Annotated in this window: 14 protein-coding genes; all 14 read right to left on the bottom strand. The window is 64.2% G+C overall.

Going from position 1 to position 16770, the window contains the following annotated elements; translation table 11 throughout:
• Positions 1 to 29: 29 nt before the first annotated feature.
• The 14 genes from FH041_RS00155 to recJ all read right to left on the bottom strand — a co-directional run bounded on the left by FH041_RS00155 (position 30) and on the right by recJ (position 16768).
• The gene (locus FH041_RS00155; protein ID WP_027913841.1) at positions 30 to 578 is read right to left on the bottom strand and encodes a hypothetical protein; all 549 of its coding nucleotides are present in this window, start codon (positions 576 to 578) and stop codon (positions 30 to 32) included.
• Between the two features lie 27 nt (positions 579 to 605).
• Positions 606 to 1310, bottom strand: a complete 705-nt coding sequence (locus FH041_RS00150; protein ID WP_028686904.1) for a TetR/AcrR family transcriptional regulator — start codon at positions 1308 to 1310, stop codon at positions 606 to 608.
• 188 nt (positions 1311 to 1498) lie between these two features.
• Complete coding sequence (gene lysS, locus FH041_RS00145) at positions 1499 to 3001, bottom strand: lysine--tRNA ligase (RefSeq protein WP_028686905.1); 1503 nt, start codon at positions 2999 to 3001, stop codon at positions 1499 to 1501.
• Between the two features lie 92 nt (positions 3002 to 3093).
• A protein-coding gene (prfB, locus tag FH041_RS00140) for a peptide chain release factor 2 (RefSeq protein ID WP_097223500.1) occupies positions 3094 to 4189 on the bottom strand; the annotation gives its coding sequence in 2 pieces (ribosomal slippage) (positions 3094 to 4116 and positions 4118 to 4189; 1095 coding nt in all).
• Positions 4190 to 4329: 140 nt separating this feature from the next.
• Positions 4330 to 5334, bottom strand: coding sequence for a PleD family two-component system response regulator (locus FH041_RS00135; RefSeq protein ID WP_027913837.1), 1005 nt, complete (start codon positions 5332 to 5334; stop codon positions 4330 to 4332).
• A gap of 51 nt (positions 5335 to 5385) precedes the next feature.
• On the bottom strand, positions 5386 to 6399 hold the full coding sequence (locus tag FH041_RS00130) for a chemotaxis response regulator protein-glutamate methylesterase (protein ID WP_027913836.1): 1014 nt from the start codon (positions 6397 to 6399) through the stop codon (positions 5386 to 5388).
• Positions 6396 to 8699 carry a hybrid sensor histidine kinase/response regulator gene (locus FH041_RS00125; RefSeq protein WP_027913835.1) on the bottom strand — a complete coding sequence of 768 codons (2304 nt, stop codon included), beginning with the start codon at positions 8697 to 8699 and terminating at the stop codon, positions 6396 to 6398. The genes FH041_RS00130 and FH041_RS00125 overlap by 4 nt, the downstream gene beginning before the upstream one ends.
• Positions 8696 to 9364: a chemotaxis protein CheW gene (locus tag FH041_RS00120; RefSeq protein WP_028686909.1), complete on the bottom strand. Its 669-nt coding sequence runs from the start codon at positions 9362 to 9364 to the stop codon at positions 8696 to 8698. Before FH041_RS00120 ends, FH041_RS00125 begins: the two co-directional genes overlap by 4 nt.
• Positions 9361 to 10626, bottom strand: a complete 1266-nt coding sequence (locus tag FH041_RS00115) for a protein-glutamate O-methyltransferase CheR (RefSeq protein ID WP_028686910.1) — start codon at positions 10624 to 10626, stop codon at positions 9361 to 9363. Before FH041_RS00115 ends, FH041_RS00120 begins: the two co-directional genes overlap by 4 nt.
• Entirely contained in the window at positions 10623 to 11129 is a 507-nt protein-coding gene (locus FH041_RS00110; protein ID WP_028686911.1) for a chemotaxis protein CheW, read from the bottom strand. The genes FH041_RS00115 and FH041_RS00110 overlap by 4 nt, the downstream gene beginning before the upstream one ends.
• Before the next feature lie 5 nt (positions 11130 to 11134).
• The gene (locus FH041_RS00105) at positions 11135 to 12757 is read right to left on the bottom strand and encodes a methyl-accepting chemotaxis protein (RefSeq protein WP_028686912.1); all 1623 of its coding nucleotides are present in this window, start codon (positions 12755 to 12757) and stop codon (positions 11135 to 11137) included.
• 143 nt (positions 12758 to 12900) lie between these two features.
• Entirely contained in the window at positions 12901 to 13584 is a 684-nt protein-coding gene (locus tag FH041_RS00100) for a tellurite resistance TerB family protein (protein WP_028686913.1), read from the bottom strand.
• A 143-nt stretch (positions 13585 to 13727) separates the two neighbouring features.
• Positions 13728 to 14834, bottom strand: a complete 1107-nt coding sequence (locus tag FH041_RS00095; RefSeq protein WP_028686914.1) for an NADH:flavin oxidoreductase/NADH oxidase — start codon at positions 14832 to 14834, stop codon at positions 13728 to 13730.
• 224 nt (positions 14835 to 15058) lie between these two features.
• Positions 15059 to 16768 (bottom strand): single-stranded-DNA-specific exonuclease RecJ, encoded by a 1710-nt coding sequence (recJ, locus tag FH041_RS00090; RefSeq protein ID WP_027913828.1) that lies wholly within the window; start codon positions 16766 to 16768, stop codon positions 15059 to 15061.
• Positions 16769 to 16770: the final 2 nt, after the last annotated feature.

Raw genomic sequence — 16770 nt, 5'->3', positions numbered from 1 at the left:
CATCCGCGAATCACCAGAGACTTGCCCTGTCACTGGCCAGCGCGTTTGAAGCGCACTGCCTCCACGAACAGGTCCGAATTCGCTGGGTCGTTGAGGTAGGCCAGGACACGCGCTGGTGGGCTGTCGACCAGCAGACCCTCGCCGTTGTCCTGCGCCACCTCGGTGCTGTGCCCGCTCAATTCCTTGCTGTTCACGGCCTGCTGCACTTGCTGCAGATCGAGGTTATAGACCACCAGCTCCTTGCCATCGACGATATCGAAACCACCGATCACGTAGTTGCCGCCCAGGTCGCCAGGCACTCGCGCCGACAGGTACCAGCGGTTACCCTGCTGGGCCACATTGAATACATAGGTTTGGGCAGATTTGCCCTTGGGTGTGGCCACCGCTTTGTAGGCACCTGCGTCGGCACGCGTGATGACCAGCTTCAGCGGCTCGCCCCAGGCGTCCTTGGTGGTCCAGCTGCCCACCAGCCCCTTGGGGGCCGAGGACTTACCGGGTAGCGGTTCGGAAAAGGTCACCAGACAACCGCCCAGCATCAGGAATGACAGCGTCAACAGCACCACACGCCAGGCTTTCATCAGGTTTCTTCCTCGAAAAGGTCGGGCTCAAGCCGACGCCAGCACCAACTGCAAGTATCGGGTAAGCATCGCCAGCATCGGCCCATCGGCCTGCGCCTCGGCGTGCTTGAGCAGGCCCTGATATTCCATCTGCTCGATAATCGCCGTCAACATCTGTGCATCCTGTTCGGGCTGTCGCGAGCCAACGACCTGCAGCAGTTGGCGCGTACCGTGCAGCAGAATCTGCTCGTGAGCACAGACCAGATCGGCCAGGCGTGGGCACAGCAGCGCTTCCTGGCGAAACGCCTGCTCGGCCATCATGAAATCGCGGCGGGTGAGCAGTTGGCGCTGCACGTAATCGGCCGTCATGCGCGCCACTTCATCGGCCAGTTTTGCCCGTGCCTGGGGACTGCCGTCACCTTGGGCCAGCAGTTGGCGCAACACTGCTTCGGTGTTGAGCCAGAGCTTGGCCATGTAGGCGGCGCTGCGTTCGACGTACTGGGCGAACGTGTCGGTGAGCAGGTCCTCGATGTCCTTGAAGTAGTAGGTGGTGGCCGACAGCGGCACCCCTGCCTCTGCGGCGACGGCACGGTGTCGCACGCCCCGCACGCCATCGCGCACCACGATGCGCATGGCGGCGTCCAGAATCAGTTGGCGACGCTGCTCACTGCCTTGCCGGGCCGTCTTGCGGCCCTGGTAGCGCACGCTTTCGGCAACGGCAGTGGCGATGCCTGCAGCCCCTTGTTGAGCCATGGCGGTTGTCATGGAGTACCTCATGTACGGTGTCTGGTCGGAGCATGCCCGTTCGCGTCCGATCTGCCCCCAGGCCTTGGAATCGCAGATTGCTTCGCAGGCGCTTGGATCGCGAGCGGGCCGGTAATGACAACATAATGCTTCAGGCAAGAAAAAGCCGCCTGAAAAGGCGGCTTTTTCGACTTCACTCAGCCCTGCGGACGCATGTGCGGGAACAGGATCACATCGCGGATCGATGGCGAGTTGGTCAACAGCATCACCAGGCGGTCGATGCCGATGCCCTCGCCCGCCGTTGGCGGCATGCCGTATTCCAGCGCGCGCACGAAGTCGGCGTCGTAATGCATGGCCTCGTCGTCACCGGCATCCTTCTCGGCCACCTGGGCCAGGAAGCGCTCGGCCTGGTCTTCGGCATCGTTGAGCTCGGAGTAGGCGTTGGCGATTTCGCGCCCGCCGATGAACAGTTCGAAACGGTCGGTCACCGCAGGGTTCTCGTCGTTGCGACGGGCCAGCGGCGAGACCTCGAACGGGTACTCGGTGATGAAGTGCGGCTGCTCCAGCTTGTGCTCGACCAGCTCTTCGAAAATCATCACCTGCAGCTTGCCCAGGCCTTCATGGCCCAGCACCTTCGCACCGGCCTTGCGAGCGATGTCGCGGGCGCGGTCGACATCCTGCAGATCGGCAGCGGTGAGCTCCGGGTTGTATTTGAGGATCGAGTCGAACACCGACAGGCGCACGAAGGGCTCGCCGAAGTGGAAGACCTTGTCACCGTACGGCACATCGGTAGATCCCAGCACCAGCTGCGCCAGCTCGCGGAACAGTTCCTCGGTGAGGTCCATGTTGTCGCGGTAGTCGGCGTAGGCCTGGTAGAACTCGAGCATGGTGAACTCGGGGTTGTGGCGCGTCGAAACCCCTTCGTTGCGGAAGTTGCGGTTGATTTCGAAGACCTTCTCGAAACCACCGACGACCAGACGCTTGAGGTACAGCTCAGGCGCGATACGCAGGAACATGGCCATGTCCAGCGCATTGTGGTGGGTTTCGAACGGCTTGGCCGCTGCACCGCCCGGGATGGTCTGCAGCATCGGCGTCTCGACTTCGAGGAAGTCGCGCTCGATGAGGAACTTGCGAATGTGCGAGATGACCTGGGAGCGCACGCGGAAGGTGTGGCGTGTCTCTTCGTTGACCATCAGGTCGACGTAGCGCTGGCGGTAGCGCTGCTCGGTGTCGGTCAGGCCGTGGTGTTTGTCGGGCAGCGGACGCAGCGACTTGGTCAGCAGGCGCACCTGGGTCATTTCGACGTACAGGTCACCCTTGCCCGAGCGAGCCAGGGTGCCCTCGGCGCTGATGATGTCGCCCAGGTCCCAGGTCTTGACCGCAGCCAGGGTTTCTTCGGGCAGGGTCTTGCGGTTGACGTAGACCTGGATGCGGCCGGTCATGTCCTGGATGACCATGAACGAGCCACGGTTGAGCATGATGCGGCCCGCCACCTTGACCGGGATCGCGGCTGCTTCCAGCTCTTCCTTGGTCTTGTCCGCGTACTGTTTCTGCAGGTCGTTGCAGTAGCTGTCGCGACGGAAGTCGTTGGGGAAGGCATTGCCCTTGGCGCGTTCTGCTGCAAGCTTTTCCTTGCGCAGGGCGATCAGGGCGTTTTCTTCCTGTTGCAGGTCTTGCGATTCGGTCTTCAGGTCGCTCATGTCGTCTTTGTTTCCATCAGGTATTCGTTGCCCTTGGCGGGCAGGGCGCGCGCTACCGGCACGAGGCCGGTGGCGCGGCGATAGGGTGTGGCTTACAGCCCCTGTTTGAGGCTCGCTTCCAGGTACTGGTCAAGGTCACCGTCCAGCACTTTCTGGCAGTCGCTGCGTTCCACGCCGGTACGCAGGTCCTTGATGCGCGAGTCGTCCAGCACGTACGAGCGGATCTGGTGGCCCCAGCCAATGTCCGACTTGCTGTCTTCCAGCGCCTGCGAGGCCGCATTGCGTTTCTGCATCTCCAGCTCGTACAACTTGGCCCGCAGCATTTTCATGGCGGTGTCCTTGTTGGCATGCTGGGAGCGTTCGTTCTGGCACGCCACCACGGTGTTGGTCGGCACGTGGGTGATACGCACTGCCGAGTCGGTGGTGTTCACGTGCTGGCCGCCGGCGCCCGAGGAGCGGTAGGTGTCGATGCGCAGGTCCGACGGGTTGATCTCGATTTCGACCTTGTCGTCGATTTCGGGCGAGACGAACACGGCCGAGAACGAGGTGTGGCGGCGGGCGCCGGAGTCGAACGGGCTCTTGCGCACCAGGCGGTGCACGCCGATCTCGGTGCGCAGCCAGCCGAAGGCATATTCGCCCTTGATGTGCACGGTGGCGCCCTTGATGCCAGCCACTTCGCCCTCGGAGAGTTCGATGATGGTGGCGTCGAAACCACGCTTGTCGGCCCAGCGCAGGTACATGCGCAACAGAATGTTGGCCCAGTCCTGCGCCTCGGTCCCGCCGGAGCCGGCCTGGATGTCGAGGTAGGCGTTGTTCATGTCCATCTCGCCGCTGAACATGCGACGGAACTCGAGCTGGGCCAGGTTTTCTTCAAGGCCATGCAGTTCGGTCACGACGTCGCCGACAGCGCCCTCGTCGCCCTCTTCGACGGCCATGTCCAGCAGGTCCTTGCAATCGGCCAGGCCGTTGGACAGCTTGTCCAGCGTCTCGACGACCTGCGCCAGCATGGACCGCTCACGGCCCAGGGCCTGGGCGTACTCGGGCTTGTTCCAGACGTTGGGGTCTTCCAGCTCGCGATTGACTTCGATCAGGCGGTCATGCTTGAGATCGTAGTCAAAGATACCCCCGAATGGACTGGGAGCGGTCGGAGAGGTCCTTGATGGTGTTCAGGATCGGTTGGATTTCCATGGGCAGGCTACTCGTGCGAATTCGGTGAAAAGCCTGCGAGTATAACCGAGTCGGCCGCGTGGCGGCAGACCCGCCTGGCAGGCATCGACAACCAGCCGCCGGGTGCAGCCGCTCGAAAGGAGCACCCCTCGCCCAGCGCGCTAGGCGACACCCACCTGGTTGCGGCCACCGTTCTTGGCCTGGTACAGCCCTTTGTCCGCCGCCGAGATCAATTGCCGACAGAGGCTGCCGATAGCGGGAACCTGCGTGGCCAGGCCCACGCTGACGGTCAGGTACGCTCCGGCAGCCGGTGCCGTGTGCTCGATCGCCAGGCCCAGCACGCTCTGGCGCAGTTTCTCGGCAACCAGCCTGGCGCCACCTGGGGAGGTGTTGGGCAACACCAAGGCGAACTCCTCGCCGCCGTAGCGGGCCGGAAGGTCGCTAGGCCGCGAGCACGAGCCACGGATGGCTTCTGCCACGCGCCGCAGAGCTTCGTCTCCGGCCAGGTGGCCAAAGGTGTCGTTGTAGGCCTTGAAATAATCGACGTCGATCATCAACAGCGACAACTGTTGCTGCTCGCGCATCGCCCGTCGCCACTCAAGCTCCAGGTACTCATCGAAATGGCGTCGATTGGACAGGCCCGTCAAGCCATCGGAGTTCATCAGCCGTTGCAGCATCAGGTTCGAATCGAGCAACTGCTGCTGGCTGACCCGCAGGGCGCGGTAAGCTTCGTCGCGCTGCAACAAGGTCAGGTAGGAACGCGAGTGATAGCGAATGCGCGCCACCAGCTCGATGGTGTCGGGCAGTTTGACCAGGTAATCGTTGGCCCCGGCCGCGAACGCGGCGCGCTTGACCAGCGGGTCTTCCTTGGTCGACAGCACGATGATCGGGATGTCCTGGGTGGCCGGGTTGCTGCGGTACTCACGCACCAGCGTCAGGCCATCGAGCCCGGGCATGATCAGGTCCTGCAGGATCACCGTGGGCTTGATGCGCATGGCCTGCTGCACCGCCTGGTGCGGGTCGGCGCAAAAATGAAAATCGATGTTGTCCTCATGGGCCAGGCCCCGCCGCACGGCTTCCCCGATCATGGCCTGATCGTCGACCAGCAGCACCATCGCCGAATTTTCATCGGCGGCGGTGAACCCTTCGATGGGGAGCTCATTCATGGCTGTTCACCTGAACACTGCCGGCCGGGCGGCATGATTCGTTACGCTTCATCATTGTGAAAAAATTTCCGTCAGACGCCCGGCTATGCCTTCAAGCGGGCGGATTTCCACTGCGGCATCGATCGCCGCAGCAGCCTTGGGCATGCCATAGACAGCACTGCTGGCCTGGTCCTGGGCAATGGTCAGAAAACCCCGTTGGCGCATCATCTTGAGCCCCTGTGCTCCGTCACGCCCCATGCCGGTGAGCAATACCCCCACTGCCTCGCCTGACCAGTAGCGCGCCACGCTTTCGAAGAAAACGTCGATGGAGGGGCGGTAGATTTCATTGACCGGTTCGGCAGTGTAGGCCAGTTGCCCGTTCTGTAGCAGGCGCAGATGGTGGTTGGTTCCGGCCAGCAGCACCTGCCCAGGTTGCGGTGGCTCACCTTCGCGCGCCAGGCGCACCGGCAGCCCGGCCGCACTGCTGAGCCATTCGGCCATGCCAGCGGCAAAGACCTGATCCACATGCTGGACCAGCACGATCGCGGCCGGGAACCCGGCTGGCACTCTTTTGAGCAGTATTTCCAGGGCCGCCGGACCACCTGCCGAGGAACCGATGGCCACCAACCCTCGTCGCTGGCTCGCTTCACGCAGCGGTGCGGCAACCGGCCTGGGCGTCGGCGGGCGCTGCTGTCCAATCAGCCAGCTGATATTGAGAATCTTGCGCAGCAATGGCGCGGCGGCTTCGCGGGCGTCGCCCGCACCCAGCGCCGGTGTGTCGACCACATCCAGTGCACCATGCCCCATGGCTTCGAATACCCGGTGCACATTCTGCTTGCGATCGACCGTAACGATGACGATGGCGCACGGGGTGTCGGCCATGATCCGGCGAGTCGCTTCCACGCCATCCATCACCGGCATGATCAAGTCCATCAGGATCAGGTCCGGTTGCTGCTCCTGACAGCGTTGCACGGCTTCGGCGCCGTTGCTGGCCACCCACACCACCTCATGGGCAGGTTCCAGCGCGACGGCCCGGCGCAAGGCCTCCACTGCCAAGGGCATGTCATTGACGATGGCGATCTTCATCCGTGAGCACCTCCGATCAGTTCGACTACAGCATCCAGCAACGCATCGTCGTGGAAACTGGCTTTAGCCAAATAGTAGTCGGCCCCGGCATCCAGGCCGCGCCGTCGGTCTTCCTCCCGGTCCTTGTAGGAAACCACCATGACGGGCAGCGATTGCAAGCGTTGGTCACGGCGCACCAGGGTGACCAACTCGATGCCGTCCATGCGCGGCATGTCGATGTCGGTGATCAGCAAGTCGAAATCGTCGCCGCGCAGAGCGTTCCAGCCATCCATGCCATCGACCGCCACCGCGACGTCATAGCCGCGATTGCCCAGCAGCTTGCGCTGCAGCTCACGCACGGTCAGCGAGTCGTCGACCACCAGGATGCGTTTGCGCGCCAGGCCAGAGGCGCCGGCACCGCCGCGCTCGACGCGCTCGAGCGTACCGGTGCTGAGCAGTTTGTCGACCGAGCGCAAAATGTCCTCCACATCGACAATCAGCACCACCGAGCCGTCGTCCAGCAGCGCCCCTGAAGAAATGTCCTGCACTTTGCCCAGACGCGGATCGAGCGGCATCACCACCAGCACCCGCTCGCCGATCAGCCGCTCGACCGCCACGCCATACAAGCGCTCGCGCTCGCGGATGACCACGACCCGCAGGCTGTTCTGATCGGTTTGCCCGGCCGGCCGGTGCAGCAACTGGCTGGCGGCTACCAGGCCGATGTGCTGGCCGTCATGCCAGAAGTGCTGCCGCCCTTCTATCTGCACGATGTCGTTGGCGTCCACCGCCAGGGTGTGTTCGATATGCGCCAGAGGGAAGGCATAGGCCTCCCCGCCGACTTCCACGACGAGGCTGCGCACGACCGACAAGGTTTGCGGTACCTGCAGGTGGAAGCGGCACCCCAACCCAGGCGTCTGGGTCAGTTCGATTGCCCCGCGCAATTCGCGGATCATGTGCTGCACGGCGTCAAGCCCCACACCCCGCCCGGACACTTCGGTCACCGTATCCCGCAGACTGAAACCCGGCAGGAAGAGGAAGGTGAGCAATTCATCGTCACTCATGCGCTCGACGGTTTCGGCCGGAGACAGGGCACGTTCCACGATACTGGCACGCAGGCGATCCAGGTCCACGCCGGCACCGTCGTCCATCAGCTCAAGGCTCAGCATCCCGGCGTGGTGCGAGACGCGCAGGCGGATCAGCCCTTCTTCGGGCTTGCCCGCCAACAGCCGCCTGTCTGGCAGTTCGATGCCATGATCGACCGCGTTACGCAGCAAGTGGGTCAGCGGCGCTTCGAGTTTTTCCAGGACGTCACGATCGACCTGGGTTTTCTCCCCTTCGATGATCAGGCGCACCGGTTTGCCCAGGGCGCGGCCCAAGTCGCGCACCATGCGGCTCTGCCCGGCCAGCACATCGGCAAATGGTCGCATACGGCAGGCCAGGGCGGTGTCGTAGAGCAGTTGTGCACGCTGGCTGGCCTGCCAGCCGAACTCGTCCAGGTCGGCCGCTTGCTGACGCAGGATCTGCTGGGTTTCGGCCAACAAGCGTTGGGTCTGGGCCAAGGCCTCGAGCACCTCGCCACCCTGGCCGCTGTCTTCGAGTTGCAGGCGCAGCCCATCGAGCGCCTGCATGCCCTGGCCATGCATGCGCTTGAGACGCTGCAAGGTGGCCAGGTAGGGCTTGAGACGCTGGGTTTCCACCAAGGACTTGCTGGACAGGTCGAGCAGGCTGTTGAGCCTGTCGGCGGTCACCCGCAGCACCCGCTCGCCCCCCTCTACTGTGCGCTTGCCGGCCTTGCGACGCGGCGCGGGCTCAGCATCGTCTGGCGGCTCAGACGCTGGTACAGGCGCCGCCGCCGGTGCCTGGCTCGCCACCGGCGGCGGCGCCATCGGTGCACCGGCCTGTGCGGGAACGGCAGGTGCTGCGCTCGGCCCCCCGGGCTCCAATACGGCGGCCATCAGCACCAGGAAGCCGGGCACATCGTCCTGGGCGGCGGTGTCGCCAGGTGTGGCAATGCGCATCAACAGGTCGGTGCCCTGCAGCAGCGCGTCGATATGCTCCGCGCTCAGGCGCAGGCGACCTTCCTGGGCTGCCACCAGGCAGTCCTCCATCACGTGCGCAACGGTGACACCGGCATCCACCCCAACGATGCGTGCAGCCCCTTTGAGGGAATGGGCCGCGCGCATGCAGGCTTCTAGCTGGTCGGCCTGCGTGGGGTTGCGCTCAAGGGCCAGCAGCCCGGCGTTGAGCACCTGCGTCTGGGCCTCGGCTTCAAGGCTGAACAGTTCGAGCAACGAGGCGTCGCGCATTTGCTCAGGTGTCATGACAGGCTCCGCTGTACGGCAGACAACAGCTGTTGTTCATCCAGCACACGCACGCTGCGCCCGCGCCATTGCAGCACCGCTGCCGTGAAGCGCATGGCGTCGTGAGCAGGGTCCATGGGCCGATCAAGCCGATGAATGCCGTCGATTTCCTCGACGGCCATGACCACCGGGCCACCCTCGGCCGCCAGGATCAGCATGCGCGGCAAGCCACGAGTGCTGCGCTGTTCAGTCACGCTGCCAGGCGTACCCAGCAGCTCCTGCAACGACAGGCACGGCACCAAGGCACCGCGTACATTGGCAACGCCCAACAGCACGCGCGAGCGCTGATGGGGTAGCGAATGCACGGCCTGCAAGGGCGCGATCTCGGCCAGGCATGCGGTAGGCAACGCCAGCCACTCCTCCCCCAGGCGGAACAACAGCATCGAGCGCCCTGTACAGGCCTGCTCGACTGGCTCCAAGTCCGGCTGGGCATCGGTGTCCTGCACCAGTGCATAGCGGTCCAGCAGACGCGTGGCAGCGGCGGCGTACACCTCGCAGTTGCGGCAATGGACATGACGCTCAAGCAGCGGGCACTGCTTGTTGCCATGCACACCGATGCGATTCCAGCAGTCGTCGATGCGCACATCGGTTTCGGCGAGCAGGTCGGTCACAGCCTCATCGTTCATCGGTCAGCCTCCCGACCGGCACGCATGGCACGGCTCTGCAAACGCAGGGCCCCGGCCTGGTCACCTTGGGCCTGCAACAGCGCGGCCAGGTGAACGAGCGCTTCTGGGTGCTGCGGCTCAAGGTACAGCGCCTTGCGGTAGTGAACCTGTGCTTGTTGCAAATCACCTTCGGTGTCGCTGAGCAGGCCCAACCAGTAGTACACCTGGGCCGACGGCGGGTACTGGCGAAGGTAGCGCTGGCAGGCATCACGCGCCTGCTGGCTATTGCCGGCATTGGCATGCTCGGCAATGCTTGCCAGCAATTCGTGGGGGCCGGTCCGGGGGGCTTCGACGGTCTGCCGGTCAGGCACAGGCCCAAGGGACCCGCGCAAGCGCGGCACCGGGGCGCTGGCCGAGCGGTAGCCGGTCAACGGCTTGATGGGGTCGCGTTGAATCGGCACGGCCGGCGCCGGGCGTTGCTGGGTCACATCGTCCTGGCGGACATAGGCAAACGACTGGGCAATACCCACCGGGCGCATGCCAAGGCGAGCCAGCAGGCTGCCTTCGGCAGGCCCGATGAACAGCACGCCTTGAGGATGAAGCAGGCGCTTGAGGGTTTCGAACACCCGTTGCTGAGTAGGCACATCGAAATAGATGAGCAGGTTGCGGCAGAACACGAAGTCGTAGAGGCCCTCCCGGTTGGCCAATGCCGGATCGAGGACATTGCCCACCTGCAGGGTCACTTGCTGGCGCACACGGTCATGCACGCGATGGCCTTCGTCAGCGACATCGAAATAACGTTCGCGAAAACCCAGGTCATCGCCACGAAACGCATTGCGCCCGTAGAGACCCTGGCTGGCCTTGGCCACGGACGCAGGGCTGATGTCCATACCGTCGATCAGGAAGGATGCCGGGGGAATGCCGGCATCGAGCAGCGCCATCGCCAGTGAATAGGGCTCCTCCCCTGTCGAACAGGGCAGGCTGAGCAAGCGCAGTGGGCGAGCGGCGGCCAATTTGGCCAGGCGTTTGTGCGCAAGGCCTGTCAGCGCAGTGAAGGACTCGCGGTAGCGGAAAAACCACGTCTCCGGCACGATCACCGCTTCGATCAGCGCCTGCTGCTCGGCCAGCGATTGCTGCAGGCGCACCCAGTAGTCGTCCAGGCCGCTGGCACCCAGTGCCGCGCTGCGCTGACGCAGGGCACGCTCGACCATCGACGCGCCTACCGATTCGACATCCAAACCTATGCGCTCACGCAGAAAATGAAAGAAATGCCGTTCGTTCATGTGCAGGTCCCGCCCTGTGGGTCAGGGTACAGCACTCGGTGCACGGCCTCGGGCAACACCTGGTCGACCTCGATGCGCTGCACCAGACCCAGGGCATCCTGGCGGACCGGCCCCAGGTAAGGTGCGGGGTCATTGTTTACGCCATAGGGTTTGAATTCATCAGCACGGCAGCGCAGGGTTTCAGTGGCATGCTCCAGAATCAGGCCCAGTTGCAGTGCGCTGCGATAGCGCACCAGCACCAGGCGGGTACTGGTACGCTGCAACGCCGGCCGCCCCACGCACAGGGCAGCCAAATCCACCACCGGCACCAACTGCCCCCGGTAGGCAAGAATGCCCGCCACCCAGTGCGGCGCTTGCAGCACTGGCTTGAGGGGCTGACGGGGCAGCACCTTGATCACGTCCTGCACAGACAGGGCAAAACGCTGGTCACCCAGGTGAAACTGCAGGTACAGCGCACCGTTGTCGTGGCCTGCCGGCACGGCGCGCGGTTGCATGTCGATCATCGCCTTCAGACTTTGAAGCGCGACACGCCGCCGCGCAGGCCGGCGGCGACCTGGCTCAGCTCGTCGATGGCAAAACTGGCCTGGCGCAGCGACTCCACGGTCTGGGTACTGGCGTCGCTCAGTTGCGCCAGCGCCTGGTTGATCTGCTCGGCACCGGTGGCCTGGGCCTGCATGCCTTCGTTGACCATCAGTACACGCGGCGCCAGTGCCTGGACCTGATGAATGATCTGGCTCAGTTGCTCACCGACCTGCTGAACCTCGAACATGCCGCGGCGCACCTCTTCGGAAAACTTGTCCATGCCCATGACCCCGGCCGACACGGCCGACTGGATCTCGCGCACCATCTGCTCGATGTCATAGGTCGCCACCGCCGTCTGGTCAGCCAGGCGGCGCACTTCGGTGGCCACCACGGCGAAACCGCGGCCGTATTCCCCGGCCTTCTCGGCTTCGATGGCCGCGTTGAGCGACAGCAGGTTGGTCTGGTCGGCCACCTTGACGATGGTGACGACCATCTGGGTGATGTTGCTGGCCTTCTCGTTGAGGATGCCCAGCTTGGCGTTGACCAGGTCGGCCGCACCCATGACCTGGTGCATGGTTTCTTCCATGCGCGCCAGCCCTTGCTGCCCGGAGCCGGCCAGGCTCGACGCCTGATCGGCGGCCGAGGTGACTTCGGTCATGGTGCGCACCAGGTCGCGGGAAGTGGCGGCGATTTCACGCGAGGTGGCACCGATTTCGGTTGTGGTGGCGGCCGTCTCGGTGGCGGTGGCCTGCTGCTGCTTGGAGGTGGCCGCGATTTCCGTCACCGAGGTGGTGACCTGCACCGACGAGCGCTGCGCCTGCGCCACCAGATTGGCCAACGCCTCGGCCATTTCATTGAAGCCACCCTGAACCGCGCCGAACTCGTCCTGGCGATCCAGGTTCAGGCGCATGCTCAGGTCACCCGAGCGAAGCCTGTCCAGCGCAGTCACGATGAGGCTCATGGGCGAGGTGATGGCGCGCAGCAGCAGCAAGCCACAGATACCGGCGGCCACGATGGCCAGCAACAGTGACACAACCATGCTGCCCTTGGCCGTGTTCACCGCGCTGACGATTTCTCGGGTGGCCGCGTCGGCGGACAGGCGATTCTGTTCGATCACCTCGTTCAGGTGCTTGCGCCCTTCGACCCAGGTGGGGGTCAGCACTTGGGCGATCAAACGCTGGGCTTCGGCATAATTGCGTTCGCGATACGCACTGAGCACCTGGTTGACGTTCTGCATGTAGGCTTGTTCGAGCTTCACGAAGGCGTCGAAGCGGGCCTGGTCCTCGCCATCGCGAATGGTGGTCTGGTAACTGGCCATGTGTTGCTTGAGCCGGTCTTCGAAACTCTTGAAGAGTTCCATGTCGGCCGAGCTGATCTCGCGCCGGTCAGAAAGCCCGACCAACTGTTGGCTGGTGACGTAACTGTCCACCCATGCGCTGCGGATCATCGAGCTGTAGTAGACCCCTGGAATGCTGTCGGCCCCAACTTCCTGCTCGGCAGATTCGATGGTCACCAAGCGCGAATAGGCCGCCACGATCATCAGCAGCATGATGGCGATGATCACGGCGAAACTTGCCAGGATCCGTTGGCGCAACGTCCAGTTCTTCACATTCAGCCCTCAGGGATTCACTACGAGCAGGAAAAATCGCCGAAGTATAGCCCAGGCGTCCTACAGAATTGCGTGTCATGTTCTGACAGAACGCCCAGACAACGCAGTGACCCTCCCGATCAGGCCAAAACTGCACGCGCGGCTCAGACCTGCCGCGCCTGCTTTTCCAGCTCCTCGCGCAACCCTTGGGCCAACCCCAGCTGGCGCGCCAGTTCGTCCAGATAAGCACGTTCCATGTAGTTTTCCTGATCGACCATCATCACGCTGGCCAGGTACATCTCGGCAGCGATTTCCGGCGTCTGGGCCGCCCGGGCCACCTCGGCCGGGTCCAGCGGCTTGTCGAGCTCCGCATGCAGCCACTGCTGCACTTCACGGTCACCGTCCAGGCGGGTGAACTCCCCCTCGATCAGCGCGCGTTCGCGCTCATCCACATGACCATCGGCCTTGGCCGCAGCGACCAGTGCACGCAGCACCGCCTGGCTGTGCTGCTCCACCTGGGCCGCAGGTACGCGGTCTACCGTCTGGGGCTCTGGGGTGGGGGTCTGTTGGTTGGCCTGCTGGGCCTGCCAGTTGCCATAGGCCTTGTAGGCAAGCACGCCAAGCGCGGCGAGCCCCCCGTAGGTAAGCGCCTTGCCACCAAACTTGCGGGCTTTCTTGCTGCCGAGTAACACGCCCAGCGCACCGCCGCCAAGCAGGCCACCACCTGCGCCTGACAGCAACCCGCCGAGCCCGCCGGCGCCTGCACCCGTCTTGGCCCCGCCTGCCTGCTTTTCTAGCAGTTGCTGGCCGGATTTGAGCAATTGATCAAGCAAACCCCGGGTATTCATCATGCGCATCTCCACATCATGGAAGTCAGCAGCCAGATTAAGACTTGCCCCACAACACGGCACAGAGGATTTGCTTCCAGATGTTGCATCGCCGGAGGCGGCTTGCCGGTGCCTGCACACCCGCCGCCGGCATCCACGTCCTTTCAGTCGCGCAGGTCCGATTCGTGAATTGGGCTCGACCGGCTGGTGGCCCGCTGGTATTGCGCCGGCCAGGTGGCCTGGTGCCCGCCCAGGTCGTCGTCTGCATGCAACGGCCAGTACGGGTCGCGCAGCAGCTCCCGGGCCAGGAAAATCAAGTCGGCCTGGCCTGTGCGCAGGATGTGCTCGGCCTGGGCAGGCTCGGTGATCATGCCCACGGTGCCCGTGGCCATCTCCGACTCCTTGCGCACGCGCTCGGCAAAGCGGGTCTGGTAGCCAGGGCCGGTCGGAATCTCGGCATTGCTGGACGTGCCACCTGAAGACACATCGATCAGATCCACGCCAAGCACACGCAGGCGCCGGGCCAGCTCGACGGTTTCGTCCGGGTTCCAGCCGTCTTCCACCCAGTCGGTGGCCGACACCCGCACGAACAATGGCAACTCGGCCGGCCAGACTGCGCGAACCGCTTCGACCACCTGCAAGGTCAGGCGGATGCGGTTCTCGAAGCAGCTGCCGTATTCATCCTGACGCTGATTGCTCAACGGCGACAGGAACTGGTGCAACAGGTAACCGTGGGCAGCGTGCACCTCGACCACTTTGAAGCCCGCGTCCAGCGCGCGCCTGGCCGAGGCGACAAAAGCCTGCACCACGTCCTGGATCTGCGCATGGGTCAGCTCACTGGGCACGGTGTGCTCAGGATCGAACGCGATCTTCGACGGCCCGACCGGCTGCCAGCCGCCCTCCTCCAATGTGACGCTGCCATGCTTGCCCAGCCAAGGGCGGTAGGTGCTGGCCTTGCGCCCGGCATGGGCGAGCTGGATACCCGGGATGGACCCTTGAGCGGTGATGAAACGGGTGATGCGCTGCAAGGGGGCGATCTGCGCGTCCTCCCACAGGCCGAGGTCTTCAGCGGTGATGCGCCCGTCGGCCGTGACCGCCACGGCCTCGGTGACGACCAGGCCCGCACCGCCGACAGCGCGACTGCCCAGGTGCACCAGGTGCCAGTCGTTGGCCAGGCCATCGACCGAGGAATACTGGCACATCGGTGATACGGCGATACGGTTCGGCAGGGTCAGCTGACGCAGGGTGTAAGGCTCGAGCAGCATGCTCATGAGGGCACCTCCCAATGGCTGCAAAGTGATCCGGCCGGGCACTCGTTCACACATTCCTGGCCCGGTACCGGTCTGTGTTCAGACTAGACCAGATTGGGTAGGGGGAAGGTTCCATGGGATTTGGCAGTGATGCCCTGGGCGCTGTGTGAAAAGCCTCGATACGCGGTGAGGCTGGGTTAAATACAGCCAGGCCTCTTCTCGAAACGTTTCACACAGATCCTGGCTCAGCGCGGCTCCATGTGGGCGATCATCAGTTGCACGCTTTCATTGCCGCGGAACTCGTTCACATCCAGCTTGTAGGCCAGCTCCACCCAGCGCACGGTCGGGTTGGGCCAAACCTCGCGGTCGATACCGAAGGCGATGCCGTCCAGGCGCACCGTGCCGCACTCGCTTTTGAGCACGACTTTCAGATGGCGCTCACCCACCACGCGCTGCTCGACCAGCTGGAACACACCGTGGAACAGCGGCTCCGGAAAATGTTGCCCCCAAGGCCCGGCTTGACGCAGCGCCTTGGCCAGGTCCAGGTGGAATTCCTCCACCGCCAGACTGCCATCAGACAGCAGTCGCCCGGTGAGGTCGTCCTCGCACAGTTGGCGGCGGACCTCCTGGTCGAAGGCCTCGGCGAACGCGGGATAGTTGGCTTCGGGCAGGGACAGCCCCGCCGCCATGGCATGGCCGCCGAACTTGCTGATCAGCTGCGGATGGCGCGCGGCCACCGCATCGAGCGCGTCGCGGATGTGAAACCCCGGCACGGAGCGCGCAGAGCCCTTGAGCATGCCGTCACCGGCATCGGCGAAAGCGATGGTTGGGCGGTGATACCGTTCCTTGAGGCGAGAAGCCAGGATGCCAATGACGCCCTGGTGCCACTCTGCATCGAACAGGCACAGGCCATAGGGCATCGATTCGACCGGCAAGTCCCGCAACTGGGCCAGTGCTTCACGCTGCATGCCCTGTTCGATGGACTTGCGGTCCTGGTTCAGGCCATCCAGTTGCTGAGCCATGTCCAACGCCAGGGCATAATCCTCGCAGAGCAGGCACTCGATACCCAGGCTCATGTCGTCCAGGCGCCCGGCGGCGTTCAGCCGCGGGCCCAGAATGAAACCCAGGTCGGTGGAGGTGATGCGCCGGTGGTCGCGCTTGGCTACCTCCAGAATTGCCTTGAGGCCAGGCCGGGCGCGCCCGGCACGAATGCGCTCCAGGCCCTGATGCACCAGGATGCGATTGTTCGCGTCCAGCGGCACCACGTCAGCCACGCTGCCCAAGGCAACCAGGTCCAGCAGTTCGCCAATGTTCGGCTGCGGCCGGGTGTCGTAGCGGCCCAGGCTGCGCAAGCGCGCGCGCAGGGCCATGAGCACGTAGAAAATCACCCCGACGCCTGCCAGCGACTTGCTCGGAAACGGGCAGCCTGGCTGGTTGGGGTTGATGATGGCATCGGCGTCCGGCAGCGCCTCGCCAGGCAAGTGGTGGTCGGTCACCAGGACCTTGAGGCCAGCCGCCTTCGCCGCCGCGACGCCGTCGACGCTGGAAATCCCGTTGTCAACCGTGACCAGCAGCTGCGGTTGGCGCTGCAATGCCACTTCGACGATTTCCGGCGTGAGGCCGTACCCGTATTCGAAGCGGTTGGGTACCAGGTAGTCCACGTGGGCCGCACCGAGCAGGCGCAAACCCAGCACGCCGACGGTACTGGCCGTGGCGCCATCGGCATCGAAGTCACCGACGATCAGAATGCGCTGGCCTTGGTCGATGGCCTGCACCAGCAGGTCGACGCCCGCGTCCATGCCCTTGAGCTGCTGGTAGGGCAGCAGGCGCGCCAGGCTCTTGTCCAGCTCGGCCTCGCTTAGCACGCCACGGGCGGCGTACAGGCGCGTCAGCAAGGGTGGCAGGTTGCCAAGAAACGGCAGGGTCGGGGGCAGCGGGCGAGATTCGATACGCATGG

Source organism: Pseudomonas sp. SWI7 (genome assembly GCF_006351945.1).
GTDB lineage: Bacteria > Pseudomonadota > Gammaproteobacteria > Pseudomonadales > Pseudomonadaceae > Aquipseudomonas > Aquipseudomonas fulva.
Note: the sequence above shows the minus strand (reverse complement) of the source record. Positions and strands in the feature narration are given on the sequence as shown.